Genomic DNA, 19,291 nt, shown 5'->3' with positions numbered 1-19,291 from the left:
ATGGCCCGCTCCCCCAGCGCCGCCGCGACCCAGCAGAACGATCGTGCCCGCGCAGCGAACTGGGTCCTGCGCCAGGCCTCGCCGGGCGAGACCTTCATGCCCCCGGCGCCGGGCACGATGATGGAGCATGACCCGGAGTGGCTGCTTGCCATACGGCACCCCGGCCACGGCAGCGTGCTGCTGGCCGAGCGGGACTCCCGCCAGTTGCCCATCTATGTCCACGACGGGGCCCTCAGCTTCGTCCTCGGTGGCATGGCCCTGAGGCGCATCGAGATCCGCCGCCATGTACTCACCGGCAACCTGCCCGACTGGTCGCAGGATGACCTGACGGCCGTCCTCGGCGAGCTGAAAGGCCACCTGGACCGGCGCGGCGTGGTGTTCCTGATCGGCGTGGTCGAAGGCGAACCGCTTTGGCAGGCGCTGCAATCGGCCGAGCTCCGCCGTCACTACCACGTACTGCAAAGCGGCGAGACAGACACGCGGCGTCTGGCGGACCTGCCAGGCACCTTCGATGCCTATCTCGGCTCGTTGCCACGCAAGGCCCGCCAGGACATCCGCCGCAGTGAACGTCGATTCAACGAACACTTCGGCCAAAGCGCACGCCTGGATGTCTTCTCCCGACCGGAAGAGATCACGGCGTTTCTTGATACCGTCGAGCCCGTATCGGCCCGCACCTACCAAAGCCGCCTGCTCGGACTGGGGGTGAAGCGGGGGCACTGGATTGAGCGCATGCTGCAGGCCGCCGCCGAACGCGGCTACGCGCGATGTTACGGCTTGTTTGTGGACCAGAAGCTGGTCGCCTGGAGAGTCGGCTTTGTCTTTCAGGGCACCTATTTCAGCCACCACATCGGCTACGACCCGGACTGGTCCGAATGGCATCCGGGCATTGTGCTGCAAGCGCGGACCCTCCAGGACCTCTGTTCGCTGTCACCGACCATCCAGCGCGTCGACATGCTGCACGGAGACAACGCGGCAAAGCGCAAACTCTCGAACCAGTCGCGCCGCGAAGGCAAGTTCTACCTGTTCCCCCGAAACGTGCGGGGGACCCTCCTCTACACCTCGCTGGGCAGCTTCAACAGACTCTCTGACACCCTCTCTGCCCTCGCCGCACGCCTGAAATTCAAGGACCGGATCCGAAGGGTTCTGCGGCGGGTTTGAGGCGCGTGACGCCGAAGCCCCGCCGGCGGGTACCGGGGGTGGCGACAAGGCGTCCGGACGTGGTCGCGACAATGATCCCCGCCGGCCGCCAGCCTGCGCGCCGGAATGCCCGACGAGAGGCAATATTGGTGGAGCGGACATGACAGTACGCACGACCGTAGCCTTCCCGAAACAGCATCTCGCAGGCATGCCGAACCAGTGCCTGGGCGTGCCCCCGCCCGCGCTCGGATTCGGGCGTGTACAGGAAGGAGACAAAGAACGCCTCGGCCGGCAGGGAGAACCGCAACGGAATCGGCGTGGAGACATCGAATGCGCCGAACTGCACATTCAGCTGCGACACGATCCGTCCGCCCGCCTCCAGCGCATGGATGCGCCCACCCTCGCGCAACAGGCGCCGGGGTGAGCGGCCGGTGTGTCCCGCGATCGACCGGGCCTGATCCTCGGGCAGACCGTCGAACCCCGCCACATCACGAAACTGGTGGTAGCACACTTCCGCTGCCCCCCCATGCGGACTCCCGCCGTCCGTGGCGTCCGCGCGCAGTTCGTAGAGCCAGTGGACCTGGAGACCGGTCAGTCGCTTGAGCAGCCACAGGGCGGATGCCTCGAACGTCATCGGTGACAGGCGCAGTCGGCGCACGAGCGATCGCCCCTCAGCCTGCCGCGGCCGCCCGGGCACGACGCTTGGCCCGGCCCTTGAGCTGCAAGCGGCTCAGGACATCACTGGCCAGACGCGAAAGGTCCGTGACCGCCAGATACGAGTACACCAGGGCGCGGTTACGCCAGGACGGGCGCAACAGGTACACGTCGGCGCAATAGCGGGAGTCCTTCCCGAACAGCGACTTGTGCGCACCTTCCCCCGGGCTGAAATCGAACAGGGCAAAGCGCTCCTCGTGGAACAGCGCCTCCAGCACCAGCCACTGCAGGACCGTGCCGGGAGACAGGTCGGCATGCTCCTGCAAGTAGCCGAGGAATGCGTAACGCAGAATCCCGTCGTCGATCGGGCAGTACAGATAGGCAATGGGCTGCCCCTGCAGAAACAGCAGGTACCCGCGCACCCGCCCCTCGCGAGCACGTTCCACCAGTTGCTCGACGAACGCCTTGCCCCCGGGAAGACCGGCATCCAGCAAGCGCTCCTGATAGGTCCGGGCGGACACCTCGCGGGCGAGTTGATGAAACTCCTGGATCCCCTCCGGCGTGTCGTATTGGCGCCAGTCGACCGCGCCGCCGGAGGCCTCCGCCAGCTTGCGCACCTTGCGGCGCATGCTCGCTCTCGTCTTCGCGGTGAACCGTCCCTGATAGGCGTCCCACCCGGTGGTCAAATCGATGAAATGGCGCTGGTATTGGCGTGGCACGAAGCGCAATCGCCCCCGAAACCGCGAGACGCGGGGCAGGGGCGCCTCCACCGGCATGGAGCGGATCAGGCAGTCCTCGTCCGGTGCGGCCGTCAGGATCTCTTCGGCATGCTCGGCACGAATCCGGGTAAACGGAAGCTGCAGCACCTGCATCGTGCGCACCGGCTCCGCCAGGGTGCGATACCCGAAGCGGAAAGGCAGATACACCGTCTGGCGCGCCAGCGGCAGGGCCGGGCTTTCCGGGGGCGCGGCAATGGCGCCGTTCACACCAGGATCTCCACGGGTTCCGGATGGCTCAGGAAGCGCGTGGGGCTCGCGGTGTAGCCGTAGGCGCCCGACTGGAAGACCACGATCAGGTCGCCCACGTCGGCGCGCGCCAGTTCCATCTGCTGGGCCAGCACGTCCAGCGGCGTGCACAAAGGGCCCACCACGTTCACGACCTCGCGCTCGGTACCGCGCACGCGATTGCCCACCACCACCGGATAGTTCTTGCGGATCACCTGGCCAAAGTTGCCGGAAGCGGCCAGGTGGTGATGCAAGCCGCCATTGGTGACCAGGAACACCTGACCGCGCGACTCCTTGCGGTCCAGGACCTCGGCCACGTAAATGCCCGCCTCGCCCACCAGGTAACGCCCCAGTTCGAGAATGATCTCTGCATCCGGGAGCGCATCCCGCACCGCAGGCAGACGGCCTGCCAGGTGCTCCGCGACCGGCCCGAGATCCAGCGGTTTGTCGCCCGGGAAATAGGGGATACCGAAGCCGCCGCCGATGTTCAGCATCTCGACCGGCCCCGGGGCGGACTCGGCCAGACGCAGGGCAAGCTCGAACGTCTGCCCCTGCGCCTCGACCAAGGTCTCCGGTCGCAGGTTCTGCGAGCCGGAGAAGATATGGAAACCGCGAAAATGCAGCCCGAGTTCGCCAATGCGGGCCAGCAGGTCGGGAACCCGTTCGGCATCGATCCCGAAGGCCTTGGGGCCGCCACTCATGCGCATGCCCGAGCTCTTCAGCTCGAAATCGGGATTCACCCGGACCGCGACACGGGGCTGATAGCCGGTGCGCGCGGCAATCGCGCCGACCCGCTCGAGTTCGGTGGGAGATTCCAGGTTGATGGTGATCCCGGCCGCGACAGCGGCCTCCAGTTCCGGCACCGACTTGCCCGGTCCGGCGAAGCTGATGTCATCCGGGCCGGTGCCGGTATCGAGCGCCACCTGCATCTCGCGCTGCGAGGCCACGTCGAGCCCGTCCACCTGCCCGGCCATGTGCTGCACGACCGCCGGCATCGGATTGGCCTTGATCGCGTAATGCAGCGAGAGGCCCTCCGGCAGGCTGCGGCGCAGCAGCGCGACCCGGCGGGTCATTGCGTCCCGGTCATAGGCATAAAAGGGGGTCTGTCCGATGCGTGCGGCCAGATCCACGAGCGACTGCCCTCCAAGCTGGAGGCAGTCGTCCACCACGCTGAACTGGTCCATCGGGCTGTGGTCGGGGCGGGTATCGTTCACGCCGGCACCCCTTCCCGGAACAGGTCGCCAAACTCGCTGGCAAGCGCCTTGCGGTCGATCTTTCCGTTGGCGTTGCGCGGCAGTGGCTCGGTGCACAAACCGACATGCGCCGGCAGCATGAAGCCCGGCAAATGGGGGCGTAGCGCGTCGATCACGTCATCCGCCCGCAGCCCCGGGGCCTGCGGCAGGGCCACCAGCACGATCGCTTGCCCCAGGCCCGGGTGTTCCACCCCCAGCGCGGCGGCCTCCGCCACCAGCCCTGTGGCATAGACCGCTTCTTCCACCTCGTTGGGGCTCACGCGGTACCCGGAAGTCTTGATCATCTCGTCACGGCGCCCGACGAAATAGAGGAACCCATCCGCATCCATGCGTACCGTATCGCCGGACCACACCGCCATCTCGGTCAGTGGCACACCGGACGGTTGGCCCGGCGCGGGGCGGAAACGTTCCGCCGTGCGTTCCGGATCATTCCAGTACCCCATGGCGACCAGCGCACCCCGGTGAACCAGCTCGCCCGGCTCGCCGGGGGCGCAGGGGCTGCCGTCCTCGCGGACCACCTGGATCTCCGCATTGGGGATCGCCCGGCCCATGGAGCCGGAACGCTTGTCCAGTTCGGCCGGCGGGAGATAGGTAGAACGAAATGCCTCGGTCAATCCGTACATCAGGTAGCAATCGGTGCGAGGAAGTTGTTCACGCAGGGCCGCGAGTGTCTCCTTCGGCATCGCACCGCCGGAGTTGGTGATATAGCGCAGGGAGGCGCGTGCCGCTTCCGGCCATTCCAGGCGGGCGAGCTGGATCCACAGAGGCGGGACGGCCGCAAGGCCGGTGATGCCGTCGCGCTCCACGGCCCGGATCACGTCGCGCGGCAGCAGGTAATTCAGCAACACGGCCTCGGCCCCGATCCGGAAGGCGGTGGTCAGCTGACTCAGGCCATAGTCAAAACTGAAGGGGAGCACCGCGAGGATGCGATCCTCCGGCCGGTTGTCCAGGTAGGTCGACACGCTCTGCGCGCCCGCGACCATATTGCGGTGCGAGAGCACGACCCCCTTGGGGCGTCCAGTACTCCCGGAGGTGTAGAGGATCGCGGCCATGTCGGTATCGATCACCCGGTGCCCGCTCAAACCATCGCGATCCGGCTCGGCATCCCAGGCGTCCACTCGCACATGCCCGCCCCCGGCATCGCCCGAGTCCTGGCTCGGCTCCTGCCCCACCACCAGCACCGTGTGCAGGTCGGGGCACCCGGCGAGTGCCGCACGCAATGCCGCCAGGCGGTCCGCGGAGGTCACCAGGATGCGTACGTTGCAATCGCGCAGGATGTGCGCCACCTGTTCCGCCTTGAGTAGCGGGTTGACCGGAACGAAGACACCGCCGGCGCGAGCCGCACCGAACAGGGCGTGAATCGTCTCCGGCCGCTTGTCGAGGTAGACCGCCACCCGTTCCTGACGCTCCAGGCCGCACCCCATAAGGCGCGCCGCCGAGCGCTCGATACTGGCCGCCAGCGTCGCGTAGTCCTCGACGGCATCCCGATGGCGCAGGGCCGGCACGGCCGCCGAGCGCTCGGCTTGCATCAATACGGAATCGTGCAGGAGAAAGGACATTCGGCGCCAAGGGGTCTCGGAGGCTGACGGATCGATCATACCCCACGCACTTTGCACCGCTGGCCGCCACCCGGCCGCAGCGTTAGTAGTCCGTTCGTCGGCCCGGCCTTAAATGCCTCTCGCCGCGTGTAACATCCGAAAAGACGCGCCATGAGCCATCCCTTTTCCGTCCGTCCCGGCCACAGCGGCGCGAGGTTCGAACTGCATGCGTGATTACCTGCTCGCCCTGATCGTCGTCGTGCTCGTGCCCCTGATCGTGCGCTACGCGTGGATCGGAATCCTGGCCTGGTTCTGGGTCGGGCTCTTTGCGCCCCAGTGGCACACCTGGACCTTCATGCGCGGGGCACCCCTGGCCACCTACTTCGGTGGGGCGACCCTGATCGCACTGTTCCTGGCAAAGGACCGCAAACCGTTTCCGTTCACGCGCGAGACGGTGATGCTGTTCGCGCTGGCGGCGTATTTCGCGATGACCAGCCACTTCGCGGTGAATTCCAGTGGCGCCTGGGACTTCTGGATCCACTTCATGAAGATCCTGCTGATCACCTTCATCACCCCCCTGCTGATCTACGGCGAGCGCCGCATTGTCTGGCTGCTGCTGGTGATCACCGCCTCGCTCGCCTTCTACGGATTCAAGGGCGGCATCTTCGCTCTCCAGACGGGCGGGGCCCACATGGTCCTTGGGCCTGTTGGCTCCTACCTTTCCGGCAATACCTACATCGGCCTGGCCATGCTCATGGTGCTGCCACTCATCCTGGCAAGCGCGCGCATGTTCCATCACCAGTGGGTCGACCTCGGATTCGACCTGCTCCGTCGATTCTCGCGCCCCATTAGCTGGTTCCTCTACGGCGTCTTCTGGCTCACCGCCATCGCGATCCTCGCCACTCACTCGCGCGGGGCGTTTGTCGGCCTGCTCGCGATCGTGCCCCTGCTCTTCTGGCACATGCAGAGGAAATGGCTGATGGTCGGCGTCGGCTTTTTCCTGATAGCGGTGGTCGGCGTCACTGCACCGGAGCCACTGGTCGAGCGCTGGCAGACGATCGAGACCTACGAGGAAGACACATCCGCCATGCAACGCATCCAGTCCTGGGGCGTGGCCTGGAACATGGCGCTGGAACGACCGCTCACTGGCATGGGCTTCCGCAACGCCGCGCTGGGCTACGAGTGGTGGATTGGGTATGCCAATTTCGAGGGCGGCTGGCGCCACGTGCTATCCCCGCACAGCGTTTATTTCGGGATCCTGGGGCAACACGGGTTCGGCGGCCTGACCGTATTCCTGCTACTGATCGCCTTTACCTTTCACACACTCAACCGGGTCCGGCGCACGGCGCGCCAACGGACCGGAGAGATCTGGCTGTCGGAGTACGCCTGGGCCCTGCAGATTGGGCTCGTGGGCTATCTGATATCCGGCATCTTCCTGGATGTCGCCTACTTCAACCTGCTGTATGCCTTTATCGCCCTGACCGTCATCATGCGCAGGGAACTGGAACAGGCCCCGCTGGCAGCCACAGCCCCGGCATCCGCTCGGCCCTCGGCATCGGAACCAGGCTCCGATGCCGGTCCCGAACCCGAGTCCGAACCGGCCCCCACCGGCAAGGACACGGTGATGTCCGGCACCCTGATGGGGCCGTCATCGTCCAGGGGCTGACTCGATTGCGGATGCAGACCTGATGGGGGCCATACCGATCATCCCTCCCTCCAACCCGGTAGTACCCGGGTTGGACCTTTGTCTCGACACGCTCGCCGCTGCATTACGCACACACATCCGGCCCGGCTGTGGCTTGCACGATCCAGTCGATGAAGCCCCTACACCCGCAGATCACTACGGCCAAACCGGTGCCGCTCTCGCGCTTGCAATCCTGGATGGGCCCGACTCGCAGACGTGGCGGCGCCCCCTGGAGGCATGGGAGACCCTGCCCGCGCAACAGACCGGGCACGCCCCGTTCAACCGCTTCCTGCTGAACCTGCTCGCGGAGCACCTCGAGCGATCCGGGGCACGGGCAAGCGAAGTGGCGCACAGCCGGACATTGGCTCAAGGCTGCAAGTTGGCGCGCCGCTACCCATCCAACAATTGGACCTTGCTGGCCCGGCTGTGCGAACTGCAGGAGGCCAACGGCAAGGCCGAACCCCGGGCGCATGCGCGCCTGCGCGGACTCCTTGACCGCTGGACAACCCCTTCAGGCGCCTTCGTTGATTACCCGGCCCGGCCCGGCACACCGGCACGCGGGGCCACACCCGCGGCCTATCATCACAAAGCGTTATTCGTGGCGGTCATGGCCGCGGAGCTTGGCGAACCGGAAGCATGGCGGCCCACCATCGAGCGCCTGCTGCGATGGAGCCTCTACGTGTGGGACGGCCACGGCCATGCTGGCGGCCTCGGCCGGAGCAGCCATGCGCTCTTTGGAGATGCCTGCATGGTAGCGAGCCTGCTACTGCTCGGGGCCGCAACTGACGCACACCAGGACACCGCATCCGGACGGATGTTGAGCGGCCTTCTTGGGCGCTGGTCCGACCAGATTCGACCCGATGGCTTCCTGGCACTGAACCCCGCCGATACCGCCATTTCGGGCACAGGCTGGGACCCCTACATGCATCTGTCGGTCTACAACGCCTGGGCCGCGGCCATAGTCGCATGGGCGCGCTGTCGCACGAACCGCCCTGGTCGCGAGCATGCCGTCCACCTCGATGCGCTCGAGGCCGCACAGCCAGCCCACATGGGGACCGAGTTTCTCCGGGCCGGGACACCCTCTGCCACCCTTGCCCTGGTCGCTACGCACGGGCAGCCTCCACAAGCCTTCAGCCGCGACGCCGTGGAGCTGCGCTATGCCGGTGGCGTGCCATTGCACGTGACCTGGCAAGGGAACGTGCTGTGTCCTGCGCCTGCCCGAATACCCGTAAAAGCCCTGCTGGACGCTCCCGCCCTGGCGGGCTGGACGCCCATGTTCCTGATCGACGGCCGCCTGTTCGGACTCACGGACTTCGAACAGTGTGAAAGCGAGGCTTCGGAAGAACGCTTGCGAGTAACGCTCTCGGGACACCCGCGCCCTTTGCTTCGCCTTGCCGACACAAGCCTACCGGCGCGAACCCTGGCAGCACTCGACTGGCGGTTGCTGGATGGCGCGCTAGGCCGGCGCGCCGCCCTGCGGAGAGCGCCATACCGGGACGTCGTCGGCACTGTCACCCTGATCATTTCCCTGAAGAAGCCTTGCATCGTGCAACGGCTGAACCTCGAATACCGCGGTCGGCAGGGTCTCCCCCTCCTGAACCCAGGCGGACACGCTGTCACCGACACGCGACGGGTGAATCGCGGGTTCAGACAAGCCGTAAACGGAGCCCAGCACGATTACTCATCTGGCGACTGGCACGAGACGCCCTTGCCCTCCGCCATTGCCGGTGGCATGGCGTTTTGCCAGAGCCCCGAAAGCATCCTGAAAGGCACTTACATGTCCGAACTGACACTCGAATGGCCCAGTCGGCACCGGGACGCGCCATGCTAGCCGCCCAACATCGCTTACGCCGTTGGCCGTCCACCCTTTTGTCCAAGGCGTCCGAAGGCCAGGCCCAGGATGTTCGGCAAGAACAGGACCGCCCCCAGCGGATCTCGACGCAGCGTCGCCCTCACCAAAGACCAGTCCAGGGGTTTACGGTGCCTCAGCTGGTGCAAGACGGCCGCGACGAAAGAACGCCGCGAGTCCGCCAGCTGTCCCCGCACAAATGCCCGCTGCTTCCCATCCAGCCGAATCTCTTCAAGAACCATGCGCGCGAGCGCGATGTAGTTGGATGTCAGGCGAACATAGCCTTCCGTCTTCCAGCCCGACTTGTCGAAGATATTCACGCCCTCGCCTTCGTCGGCATAAATACGGGGCGAAAAGCCTACGCGTCGCAGCGATTGCCCCAGTTGCAGCTTGAAGAACCGATCCTCGCCCTGCATCAGACCCTCTGGGAATCGGTTCCCGGGAAATCGATCCAGCCGATATGCCATGGCATTCGCACTAATGATGCTGCTCCGACGTACCAGGAGATCGAAAAAGTCACCAGCAAACTCGTAAAGTCCGTGCTCCGGATCGATCAGTGGATGGTCCTCCGGGTGAATATTGTCTTCCGGGGAATCCGCCCACTGGAACCGCGTTCTCGAAATGCCTGTTCGTTGCGTATCGCCAATGAACAGGTCGAAGCCCCGGCCGAGCGCGCGAACCGCATCTCCCAGAAACGGCCCAATCCACTGGTCATCCGAATCGAGAAATGCCACGAACGGTATGTCGCGAGGCACATGATCCAGACCGGTGTTTCTTGCCGCACCAGGCCCACCATTTTCCTTGCGGACGATCACGATCTCTCCATCATCCAGGAGGTCCCCGATCTCTTCGTCAGCCGGCAAGGGCGAACCATCGTCAACCACAATCACGCATATCGAAAGTCCAGCCCGCCAATCGAGAACCGATTGGACACAACGGCGCAAAAGACCGCGCTCTCGCTGAAAATACGGGATGACCACGGCGATCTTCAAAGGACCCTCGGACAAGGCGACTACTCCATCATGGGGATCAAACGGCTAGCACGTGGCGCTCACCGCCATTTCTTACAAACCCAACATCCGGGTAGCATTCCACCCGATTGTGCTGGAGCCAGAGATGTATCTCTACAGCTATCGTAAACACCCCAACTTTGGGGACGCCCTTAACGACTACCTCTGGCCACGTTTCATCAATACGCCACTGGAGACTGAGCCAGGATCCGACGAGGTATTTGTCGGCATTGGCACCTTGCTCAACGAACGCCTGCCCACCTCGGGCACTCTCCACATCTTCGGCAGCGGCCTCGGTTATGGAACGGTCCCTGCAGAAGCCATCGCGCGCTGGACGGTCCACTTCGTACGGGGTCCCTTGACCGCCGCCTCCCTGAACCTTGACCCGAAACTCGCCATCTCTGATCCCGGCATCCTCCTCCACCGCACCGAAGACCTCAACCGAAAAAAGGATATCGACTGCGCCTTCATGCCGCATCACGCCCTTTTCTCCGAACGAATGCGCCAGCTTTGCGAGCAGGCCGGCGTTCATTTCATTCATCCGGAAGCCCCTTGCGACAGCGTCATCGACCAGATCGGACGGTCCCGCAAGCTCATCTGCTCCGCCATGCACGGCGCGATCACCGCCGAAGCACTCCGTGTTCCCTGGCTACCCGTAATTACGAACCGCCAAATGTTACTGAGCAAGTGGCATGACTGGTCAGCCAGCATTGAGACTGAAGTCCAATTCCACAAGCTTCCGACAATATGGTCTCGCACCCACCGGTCACCCCATGGCTGGGTCCTTGCGAGATTCAAGGGAAACACCTTTTCCCGCAAACTGAAACAACTCTCACGGAAAGGTAATTTCCAATTAGGGGCCGAACGCATTCTTCAGGATCGCCTCCAGCGAATAGAGAACAAGATCCACGACTTCAACTCACACATATGCAGCCAAGTCGACAGCGCCAACCAACCCACGAAAGGCGCCTCGAAATTAAAGGCCGATTGGACTAAATAGCCCATACACCAAAGTCACTTAACCAAATCGACAAACACCAGGTGTTCGCATGACAGGAAACACAATACACCCGGCCGAGACCGACACGCTGCGCAAGCGAAAACAGAACAATGTCGGTTTCGACTGATATTCAATATCACCCATGGGGACGACTGCCATGACCATCTACGTCGAACGAACGGAGCAACGCGAAGAAGATGGCTGGGCCATTTTCGAAACAGCAGTCCACCATCCACGACTGCCGAACAGCCTTTACTTCCGTACGCTCAGCCGTTATTCCGACCACATATCCGCAGAATCCGACGCGCCCGCGCTAGCTCTCCTTATCCCCGCCATGGCTTTAGGTGAGGACATACACCTATCCACAACCGTTTCCGAGAAACTTCTCCGGAACCTTAACTGGCCAGTTCAGACGATCCTCCTCGCTATTGCGCCGCACCTCACACATGTAAAAGTAATAGCCAAACCCGAACCACGCCCTCCTCACCATGGAGACGGGCTTGTAGCGACTGGCTTTTCTGCCGGGGTCGACTCCTTCTGCACTTTAACGCAATACCGGCCCGACAATGCGCCGCAAGGTTTCGGGCTCTCTTTCTTAACATACAACAACGTAGGATCGCAGAGGCTCTCTAATTCTAAAGAGTTCATCGAACGATACGAGCGCCTAAATGAAAAAGCATCCAAAGAGGGGTTCGCGCTTGTTCCGATCGACTCGAACATGGACGACTTCTTCCACAAATATAAAGACATTGATTTTGCGCAGACGCACTCCGTTCGAAACAGCGCGACAGCACTTCTCCTTCAAAAGCGAACCGGTCGATTTTTGTACTCTTCAGCCTATCCGTATTCGTCTACATTTGTGGGTAAAACGTGCTTTATCGCGCGCGCAGACCCGGTCTTGTTGCCCCTTCTTGGGACTGAAGCCATGGAGATCCTACCCGTTGGGGGCGAGCTTAACCGGGTTCAGAAAACGATGACCCTAGAAGCGAATTCGACCGCGCAAAATGGCTTGGACGTATGCGTAACCAATGAAAAGGGGGAGAACTGCTCGCGCTGCGAAAAATGCCTGAGAACACTTTTGTGCCTAGAAATCACAGGCAACCTACAAAAATTCAGCGAATCCTTCGATCTCAATGTTTATGAAAAAGAGCGAATTCGATACATTGCCGGAACCATTCGAGGACGTAGGACATACGACAAAGAATTACAAGAGGCGATGAAACTATACCGGTTTCGGGGACCCCTGAGGGCGCAAATCATAGCCAGCGCCAGGATTCCAGAGATGCAATACAAGGTTCGGCAGCTACGAAAGGTTGTCCGGAACACGATGCGGGCCGCCCGAGGGAAATGGGGGTAGCAAGGGGGCATAAAGGCGGCCTCCAAACATAGCTTTGGAATAAAGCGCGCGTGGGCCATTGCGGACGTGTACGGAAATCCTGCGTCCGGGACCGGCCCCCACGCCACTGCAGCAGTCAATATGCAACGGCTAGATAGGTCGCTATCGGGAGCGCACATGCCCCCTTAGAAGTCGCCAGTAAGAGTTCCGGACCCGGATAGTCCAATCCTGGAATCGGCCCGAATCGGTGGACATTCGTCGGGAGAGTTTGCTTGTCCCCTGCCAAGCTTCAAATCGCGGACCCACCTCACGTTCGATCAGGCTGACCCACCGGTCGACAGTGTTCGCACGGGACCCTGTACTTGAGACCGACGTGGCCGCAGCACGGATGACGTCAGCTCCCCATTCGGGGTCTCTCTGCAGACGGCCAAGGTATCGCGACAAATCCTGCTCATTAACGCACCGCAGGAAGTCCCGTCCGTCTGTTCCCACTTGAGTATAGGCCGAGTCACAACCACCAAGAAAAACGGATCCGGCTAGCCATGCATTGAACATCTTCGTTGGCGGTTTCTCGTCGTGTTTCTTGCAGGAAAAATCACGCACACCCACGGCCACATCGATATCGTGATAGTCAGTCCACTCGGGGGCCGCCTTCAAACGGAATTCCATTCCGTACAGCGCACAAATACGCTCCCACCACTCTCGGTCGCGACAAAGGTTACGTTCAAGCCCGAAGAAACCAACGGTGCGAAAGTCGGTTCTGGAAGCATCGCGCCTGACCAGGCCTGGCTGGGGCCAGTGGGGGACCCAGAATGCACGACGGGATGTTTGCCGCTGATTCTGGACAATCGAAAGGTTCGCCCATCGAGGGCGCAGTTGATCGGCATCAAGGCTGACCTTGAAAATCTCGGGGCTCACAGGGCGCCGCCGGATATCCGCCGCGAGGCCGAAGTTGATCGCACCGGGGTGAAAGTCCTCGCCCGTGCTGACGTCCAGTCCAGAATTGCGGAGTGCTAACGCCGTCTGACCAATCCAGGCCCAGCTGCTGGTGTGGAAAAGACCGGGACAGTCATCAAGGGGCACACCGGCGAACGAATCGATGAACTCGCGAACGGCTGCAGGAGCCAGGAAATGCAGGGGGTAACGATGACCAGTTGCGGCGGGCATGGGTTCAGTCACTGCTGCCCGGGGGGCCAAGAAAGTGCGAAAGCCCGAGCTGCGCACAGACTTCCCGTAAATCGTAGTTGGAAGGGAGGTCCTTGCTCAGGTCGCGTCGAGCATCCGTCGGCGAAGTTTTCCGATAATGCGGGTTCCCGATTCGGGTGCAATGCCCTTCATGCAAGGGCCCGGGGTTGATCGCAACGACATCGCCGCCCGCCTGTTCGTCCCACATAAGGATGCCCACGCCATGGTCTTTCATGTATTTTTTGCGACTGGTCGCTTGCGGACCCGTTGGTGCGTTGGGGTGGGCCATTGGATGCCGCCACCACCCACAGCCCGCGTTGAACTGATCCAGACTGGCTTGCCTGGTTGTACAACCGATCAGCTCCCAGTAACGACCGTAATGGCCTCTGAGTCTGCGCAGCCATCCAAGCCTCATGTCTACCGCTTCTGTCTGGCCGTCCCGGAGGGACTTGAAGCGATCGGACAGACGACGAAACAGAGGTTCGCGGACCAACAGATCGGAGTGCCAGAAAGCGAGACGCGGGGCAAAGAGCCAGGCGAACTCGATTGGGAACATCATCGACATGGCAGGCAGATCGAGGCCCTCGTTGAAATCGACCAACCGGGCACCCTCGATTAGCGGTGGCGGCCCGATCCGGGGGTCGAATCCGACAATCGGAGTCCAGCCCGCAGATGCCACCATCCTCTGCTGGACCAAACACCAGTCACTCTGGACATTCCAGCAGAGCCAGGGGAGATCAATTCCGGTCAGGGCATCCGCCCATTTTCCGGAGGCGAGAGCCTGTGCCTGCTCCGCCTGCTCCGCAGAGATCCAATGCCAGCTCCCCTTCCCGACGTAGAAGGGACGGAGCGCTTCTTCCTCGACTCCTTTGGGGTCTTCTACCGGCGTTCTAGACAATGGCTGGTTCCCCCTGATAAATCAGGCCACTGGCACAGAGGAGGCCCCAGCGAAGCGATCCCGGCTGCCCATCACGCGGCGGTTTCCCAATCCCGGAAAATGGCAATCCACCAACGGAAAAGGCAGAGATTTCAAAGCAGAGGTTGAGCATCATTCGGAGCGCCATGTGCCGACCTACAAACCTTTGGTAACCATCAGGCCAAACCCGACGCCAGTTTCTGGAATTCCTTGCTTTGCGAATTCAGACAGTCCCATGCGCCTTCGGCCGAGACCGCCCCCTTGTCCAACAGGTAAATCGTGTCGCAGTTACGCACCGTGGTCAGGCGATGGGCGACCAAGAGGATGGTCTTGTTGCCGGAGAGGTTCTGAATCGCATCCATCACGGCGCGCTCGGTGGCGTTATCCAGGGCGCTCGTCGCTTCGTCGAAGAAAAGCACATCGGGGTCACGGTAGAGGGCCCTGGCAATGCCGATCCTTTGACGTTGCCCGCCGGAGAGTCGTGTACCGCGTTCGCCGATGACGGTGGCGTACCCGTGAGGCAATTCCTGGGTTACAAAATCGTGCAGGTTGGCGAGGCGAGCCGCTTTCTCGACCGCCGCCTGGTCGATCTGTTCTTCGGGCACGCCAAGGGCGATATTCGCGGCCACACTCTGGTCAGCGAGAAAGATGTGCTGCGGGACGTAGCCCAGGGCTGCCTGCCAGCGACGGATGTTGGCTCGTGTCAGGGGTTCGCCATCGATCAGGATAGTGCCCTGCTCGGGTTCCAACAGGCCCAGCAACACATCGACCAGGGTGCTCTTTCCGGCACCGGACGAGCCCACGAATCCGACCGTGGTTCTGGCGCGAATCTCCAGAGAGATGTCTTTCAGGGCAGGGTGCTCGTGTTCGGGATACCGATAGGTGAGACCTTGCACCTTGATCGACCGAGTCGGAGCCAGCGGAGCGAGTCGATCGTTGCGCGAAATGGGAGGCGTACTGTCAGAGAACTGGCCAAGGTCCCGAAGAACGCTGTCGACCGCGGCCGCATTGAAACGCAGCGAGGCGACCTGCTGGAAGATCTTCTGAAACGCCGGGATCAACTGGCGTCCGGCCAGCGCGTACAGGCCGATCAGGGGCAAGGCCTGAGCCAGCCCACCGTCCCCCGCCATCAGATAGAGCACCAGGACGAGAACCCCGCCGAATGCAATCGCCTCGATCGCGTATTGCGGGAGGCTCTGCAGCAGGACTGCATTCGCCTGGTGACTCGCAAACCGCTTGGATGGCTTCCGGTACCGCTCCAGGTAATCACGCTCCCGCCCCAAAAGACGGATCTCCTTGGCACCGGCAAAGGCCTCGGCCGCGGCCGTGAAACGCTCGCGATTGGCCTCCACGCGGTCCAGGCCGATGCGGTTCAGCCACGTCCGCGACGCCACATAAATGACCGCATAGATGCCACCGAGGCCAGCCGCTGCGATCAAGGCCAGCCAGGGCTGCACCACAACCAGAAGTGCGATGATGAAGGCCGCGAGTAACAGCTGGCTCGCGAGCTTCAGCGCGGGCATCAGCGCGCCATTGATCGCCTGGGTGGTTTCCTGCAGTACCGTTTTCGCGAGATCGCCGGAGTTTCGATTAAGGAAGAACGTGAACGGACGGCTGAGGTAGTCCCCCATCAGGCGCCGGGAGAGCTCGTACTGCTGCATGTGGGTGAACCGCGTGATGGCCCACTGGTTGAATGCCTGGAGCGCGGTACCGGTCATGAACAGAACAAAGGCCGCAAGACCCAGGAAGTACAGGAAGCGGCTGGTCGATTCGAAGCCAAGCCATTCGTAGGCAAAGCGCAGCATCTCGTTGTCGTGGACCATGCCCGGATCGGAGAGAACCGCCAGAAACGGCATGACCGAGGCGATGCCGGCGGTCTGCATGAACGCCGTGGCAATCATCAGGATCAGCAGCAAGACGACCTTGCCGCGATCGCGGGGGTCGAGCAGGGCATTCAGCTTGTGCAGAGTTTGCAGCATGGTTTCGCCGAACCGGGATCCTTCGCACGAGGGGCCTTGTCGCAGCCCCGTAGACAACCGCCATCAGGCGGCCGTTAGCCAGGCCTGGCGGCCGGCTTCTCGTCTGGATTGTACGAGATGGGGCGTTCGCGGATGCTGCGCTGAAGGCACTGAGGACGTGCCTGGGTACGACTGGCCAGATGGGCCGCCAGTCCGGGCCGACCCAAAAACCCCCGAGAGCCGCAGCAGTAAAGGGTTCCCGAGGAGAGCGAGGACTGCATCCATGCCAAACGCCAGGATAACGAAGGGTTTACTGACCGGCTTCCTGCGCTCCGCCGAACGCTTCCCGGAACGCCCCGCCCTGGATGTCGAGGGTCGCGTCCTGAGCTACGAGGAGCTGTTCGCGGCCGGCGCGGACATTGCGCACACGCTACAGCAGAGCCCGACCGGGCCCGGCCGGGTCGGTGTGCTGGCCCAGCGCTCGCTCGCGATGTACCGCGGGATTCTGGGCACCCTGATGGCCGGCCAAGCTCTGGTTCCGCTGAACCCGGGGTTTCCCACGGAACGTACGGTGGCCATGGCCGAACAGGCCGATCTGTCAGCGTTGCTGGTGGATGCCCAGGGTCTTGAGCGGCTCGATGAACTCCTGCAGGCATTCTCCCGGCCGTTCCTGATCCTGCTACCCGATACGCAGCGACTGGAGGACCTGCAAACGCGCTGGCCCCGACACGACTTCCGGGTGGCCGGCGATTCCCATCGGCCCGCGGACTGGGCGCCGGCAGCCGTATCCCCGGATGACCTGGTCTGCCTGTTCTTCACCTCCGGCAGCACGGGCAAGCCCAAGGGCGTGGGCGTTCTGCAGCGCAACGCAGCCCGTTTCGTGGAGATGTCTCAGGAGCGCTACCGCGAGTTCGGCATTAGCGAGGCGGACCGCTTTTCGCAGTTCTACGACATCACCTTCGATTCCTCGATGTTCGACCTGTACGTGTCGTGGGCCTTTGGCGCCTGCCTGTGTTGCCCCTCCGCCAAGGAGTGGTTCAACCCCAACCGCTACATCGCGGACAAGGCCCTCACGGTAATCGACATCACCCCCTCGGCCGGGCACGGGATGAATCGCCGCAACGGCTGGGCGCCCGGACGGTTCCCGGATCTGCGCCTGTGCCGCTTTGGCGGGGAGGCCCTGTCAGCGGAGCTGGCCGAGGCGATGGCGGCCGCCGCCCCCAATGCCATTGTCGACAATGCCTACGGGCCCACCGAATGCACGGTGGATGCCTGCTACTACCGCTGGGACGGGGAGCGCTCGCCGGCGGAATGCGAGCACGGCATGGTCCCGATCGGCTATCCGGGCAACCAGGTCGGGCTGCGCGTGGCGGACGAGGCCCTGCGGGAGGTGCCGGTCGGGGCCGAGGGCGAACTGCTGATCAGCGGCCCGCAGGTGACGCCCGGCTACTGGAAGGACCCCGAACGCACGGCGCAGGCCTTTGTGCACCTGGACGATGGGCGCGTGCACTACCGCACGGGGGACCTGGTGCGTCGCCCGCCCCCGGGCGAACCGATCATCTTTCTCGGGCGCCTGGATCACCAGATCAAGATTGGCGGGGTGCGGATCGAGCTCGGCGAGGTCGAGGCCGCACTGCGCGAGGCCGCCGGTACGGACCAGGCCGTGGCCGTCGGATGGCCACGAACGGAAAGCGGCGCCTCGGGGATCGTGGCCTTCGTGGTCGCGGAAGATATGGACGAATCGGCCATACGCGACCGGCTCCGGCAGCGACTGCCCACGGTGATGGTGCCCCGGGCCATCCACTCGCTGGACAACCTGCCGCTCAACGCCAATGGCAAGGCCGACCGAAAGGCACTGATCTCGACCCTGGAAGAGACGGCGACCCCGTAACCACGAGGCTGCGCCGAGCCTCTGGCCAACGTCTGTTTCCAGGCTACGCCGGCGCGACCACTCCAGGGACAGCCAGGTACGTATGCCGGAGATGCAATACCTCGAACCCCTTGCGGAGGTGGTTTTGATAGGACGGGTCCGGTCTGTCCGGTGTCCCCACGGCGGTATCCGTGATCACCGACGTACACCCATGCAGCGACGCGTCCCTGAGGCAAGCGGAGATGAGCGCCCCATGCAGGCCACGTCCACGGTAGTCCGGGCGGGTTGCTTCCCACCCGGCCCAGGCCACCCCGTCCCCGAGATACAACAGGCCGGTTGCCACCACCGTTCCATCGTCGAGCGCCAGCCACTGACGCCATTTGGGTGATCGCGGCAGTTCCGCCAGAAGGGCCTTTGCCTCCTGCGGCACGGAGAACGCATCGACCGCCAGCGCGGCGCCGGCATCTTCGTCTTCTGGCCGCCAGGGGCGGATCTCGAGATCGCTCTTCCCCTCGGGGACGTCGCTGCTGGCCCGCATCAGGACCGCAGATGCCGCACCCCGGCGAATCCTGCGATCGCGTAGCCATTGGAGAACGGACTCCGGGCGGGCATGAGGGCTAAGCTCGATTGCCCAGGGAAGGTCATGCTCGGCGTACAGGGCGGCTAATTCATCAATATGGGCCTCGGTCGCCGGGCCTGAAACGCCCAGTCCCAGCACCCGGTTAAAGACCAGCATCTTCTTCAGGCCCGGGGCGATCAGGGCAACATGCGTCCCGCTGCGGACCGCTCGAAAGCCCGGGATGCCCGCGCTTTCGGCCAGCTGCATCATGCTCTCGTAGGCCTCGGCCTCGACCCGCTCGGCCTGGACGGAAGATGGATCTTCAGTCATGGAACCTC

Annotated in this window: 15 protein-coding genes; 6 read left to right on the top strand and 9 right to left on the bottom strand. The window is 63.2% G+C overall.

The window, feature by feature from the left end; genetic code table 11:
* Positions 1 to 1,158, top strand: coding sequence for a GNAT family N-acetyltransferase (locus TVD_RS00470; protein ID WP_047250512.1), 1,158 nt, complete (start codon positions 1 to 3; stop codon positions 1,156 to 1,158).
* Here the strand turns inward: TVD_RS00470 and TVD_RS00465 are convergent.
* From TVD_RS00465 to TVD_RS00450, 4 genes are read right to left on the bottom strand one after another with little or no spacing between them, the layout of a single operon-like run.
* On the bottom strand, positions 1,121 to 1,771 hold the full coding sequence (locus TVD_RS00465; protein ID WP_047251873.1) for a GNAT family N-acetyltransferase: 651 nt from the start codon (positions 1,769 to 1,771) through the stop codon (positions 1,121 to 1,123). The genes TVD_RS00470 and TVD_RS00465 overlap by 38 nt on opposite strands.
* A 37-nt stretch (positions 1,772 to 1,808) precedes the next feature.
* A complete protein-coding gene (locus TVD_RS00460; RefSeq protein ID WP_018650642.1) occupies positions 1,809 to 2,777 on the bottom strand; it encodes a GNAT family N-acetyltransferase in 969 nt (322 codons plus the stop codon).
* Positions 2,774 to 4,009, bottom strand: coding sequence for a pyridoxal-dependent decarboxylase, exosortase A system-associated (locus TVD_RS00455; protein WP_047250511.1), 1,236 nt, complete (start codon positions 4,007 to 4,009; stop codon positions 2,774 to 2,776). Before TVD_RS00455 ends, TVD_RS00460 begins: the two co-directional genes overlap by 4 nt.
* The gene (locus tag TVD_RS00450; RefSeq protein ID WP_047250510.1) at positions 4,006 to 5,607 is read right to left on the bottom strand and encodes an acyl-CoA ligase (AMP-forming), exosortase A system-associated; all 1,602 of its coding nucleotides are present in this window, start codon (positions 5,605 to 5,607) and stop codon (positions 4,006 to 4,008) included. The genes TVD_RS00455 and TVD_RS00450 overlap by 4 nt, the downstream gene beginning before the upstream one ends.
* A gap of 205 nt (positions 5,608 to 5,812) precedes the next feature.
* On the opposite strand from TVD_RS00450, the gene TVD_RS00445 reads away from it, so the two are divergent.
* Positions 5,813 to 7,252, top strand: coding sequence for a putative O-glycosylation ligase, exosortase A system-associated (locus TVD_RS00445; RefSeq protein ID WP_047250509.1), 1,440 nt, complete (start codon positions 5,813 to 5,815; stop codon positions 7,250 to 7,252).
* Positions 7,253 to 7,274: 22 nt separating this feature from the next.
* Complete coding sequence (locus tag TVD_RS00440; RefSeq protein WP_047250508.1) at positions 7,275 to 9,101, top strand: hypothetical protein; 1,827 nt, start codon at positions 7,275 to 7,277, stop codon at positions 9,099 to 9,101.
* A 14-nt stretch (positions 9,102 to 9,115) separates the two neighbouring features.
* On the opposite strand, the gene TVD_RS00435 is transcribed toward TVD_RS00440, so the two are convergent.
* Positions 9,116 to 10,126, bottom strand: coding sequence for a glycosyltransferase family 2 protein (locus TVD_RS00435; protein ID WP_047250507.1), 1,011 nt, complete (start codon positions 10,124 to 10,126; stop codon positions 9,116 to 9,118).
* A 109-nt stretch (positions 10,127 to 10,235) separates the two neighbouring features.
* On the opposite strand from TVD_RS00435, the gene TVD_RS00430 reads away from it, so the two are divergent.
* Together TVD_RS00430 and TVD_RS13860 are read left to right on the top strand one after the other, a co-directional pair.
* Positions 10,236 to 11,129, top strand: coding sequence for a glycosyltransferase family protein (locus tag TVD_RS00430; protein ID WP_047250506.1), 894 nt, complete (start codon positions 10,236 to 10,238; stop codon positions 11,127 to 11,129).
* Positions 11,130 to 11,286: 157 nt separating this feature from the next.
* Positions 11,287 to 12,486, top strand: coding sequence for a hypothetical protein (locus tag TVD_RS13860; RefSeq protein ID WP_240472279.1), 1,200 nt, complete (start codon positions 11,287 to 11,289; stop codon positions 12,484 to 12,486).
* A 141-nt stretch (positions 12,487 to 12,627) separates the two neighbouring features.
* Here TVD_RS13860 and TVD_RS14850 read toward each other — a convergent pair whose 3' ends face one another.
* From TVD_RS14850 to TVD_RS00420, 3 genes are all read right to left on the bottom strand, one after another.
* Positions 12,628 to 13,632 (bottom strand): hypothetical protein, encoded by a 1,005-nt coding sequence (locus TVD_RS14850; RefSeq protein ID WP_240472278.1) that lies wholly within the window; start codon positions 13,630 to 13,632, stop codon positions 12,628 to 12,630.
* A 4-nt stretch (positions 13,633 to 13,636) separates the two neighbouring features.
* Entirely contained in the window at positions 13,637 to 14,548 is a 912-nt protein-coding gene (locus tag TVD_RS00425; RefSeq protein WP_047250505.1) for a hypothetical protein, read from the bottom strand.
* A gap of 194 nt (positions 14,549 to 14,742) precedes the next feature.
* Positions 14,743 to 16,545 (bottom strand): ABC transporter ATP-binding protein, encoded by a 1,803-nt coding sequence (locus TVD_RS00420; RefSeq protein ID WP_018650651.1) that lies wholly within the window; start codon positions 16,543 to 16,545, stop codon positions 14,743 to 14,745.
* Between the two features lie 262 nt (positions 16,546 to 16,807).
* On the opposite strand from TVD_RS00420, the gene TVD_RS00415 reads away from it, so the two are divergent.
* Positions 16,808 to 18,415, top strand: a complete 1,608-nt coding sequence (locus tag TVD_RS00415; RefSeq protein ID WP_047250504.1) for an amino acid adenylation domain-containing protein — start codon at positions 16,808 to 16,810, stop codon at positions 18,413 to 18,415.
* Positions 18,416 to 18,458: 43 nt separating this feature from the next.
* Here TVD_RS00415 and TVD_RS00410 read toward each other — a convergent pair whose 3' ends face one another.
* Positions 18,459 to 19,283, bottom strand: coding sequence for a GNAT family N-acetyltransferase (locus TVD_RS00410; protein ID WP_047250503.1), 825 nt, complete (start codon positions 19,281 to 19,283; stop codon positions 18,459 to 18,461).
* Positions 19,284 to 19,291: the final 8 nt, after the last annotated feature.

The organism is Thioalkalivibrio versutus (assembly GCF_001020955.1).
Classification (GTDB): domain Bacteria; phylum Pseudomonadota; class Gammaproteobacteria; order Ectothiorhodospirales; family Ectothiorhodospiraceae; genus Thioalkalivibrio; species Thioalkalivibrio versutus.
Note: the sequence above shows the minus strand (reverse complement) of the source record. Positions and strands in the feature narration are given on the sequence as shown.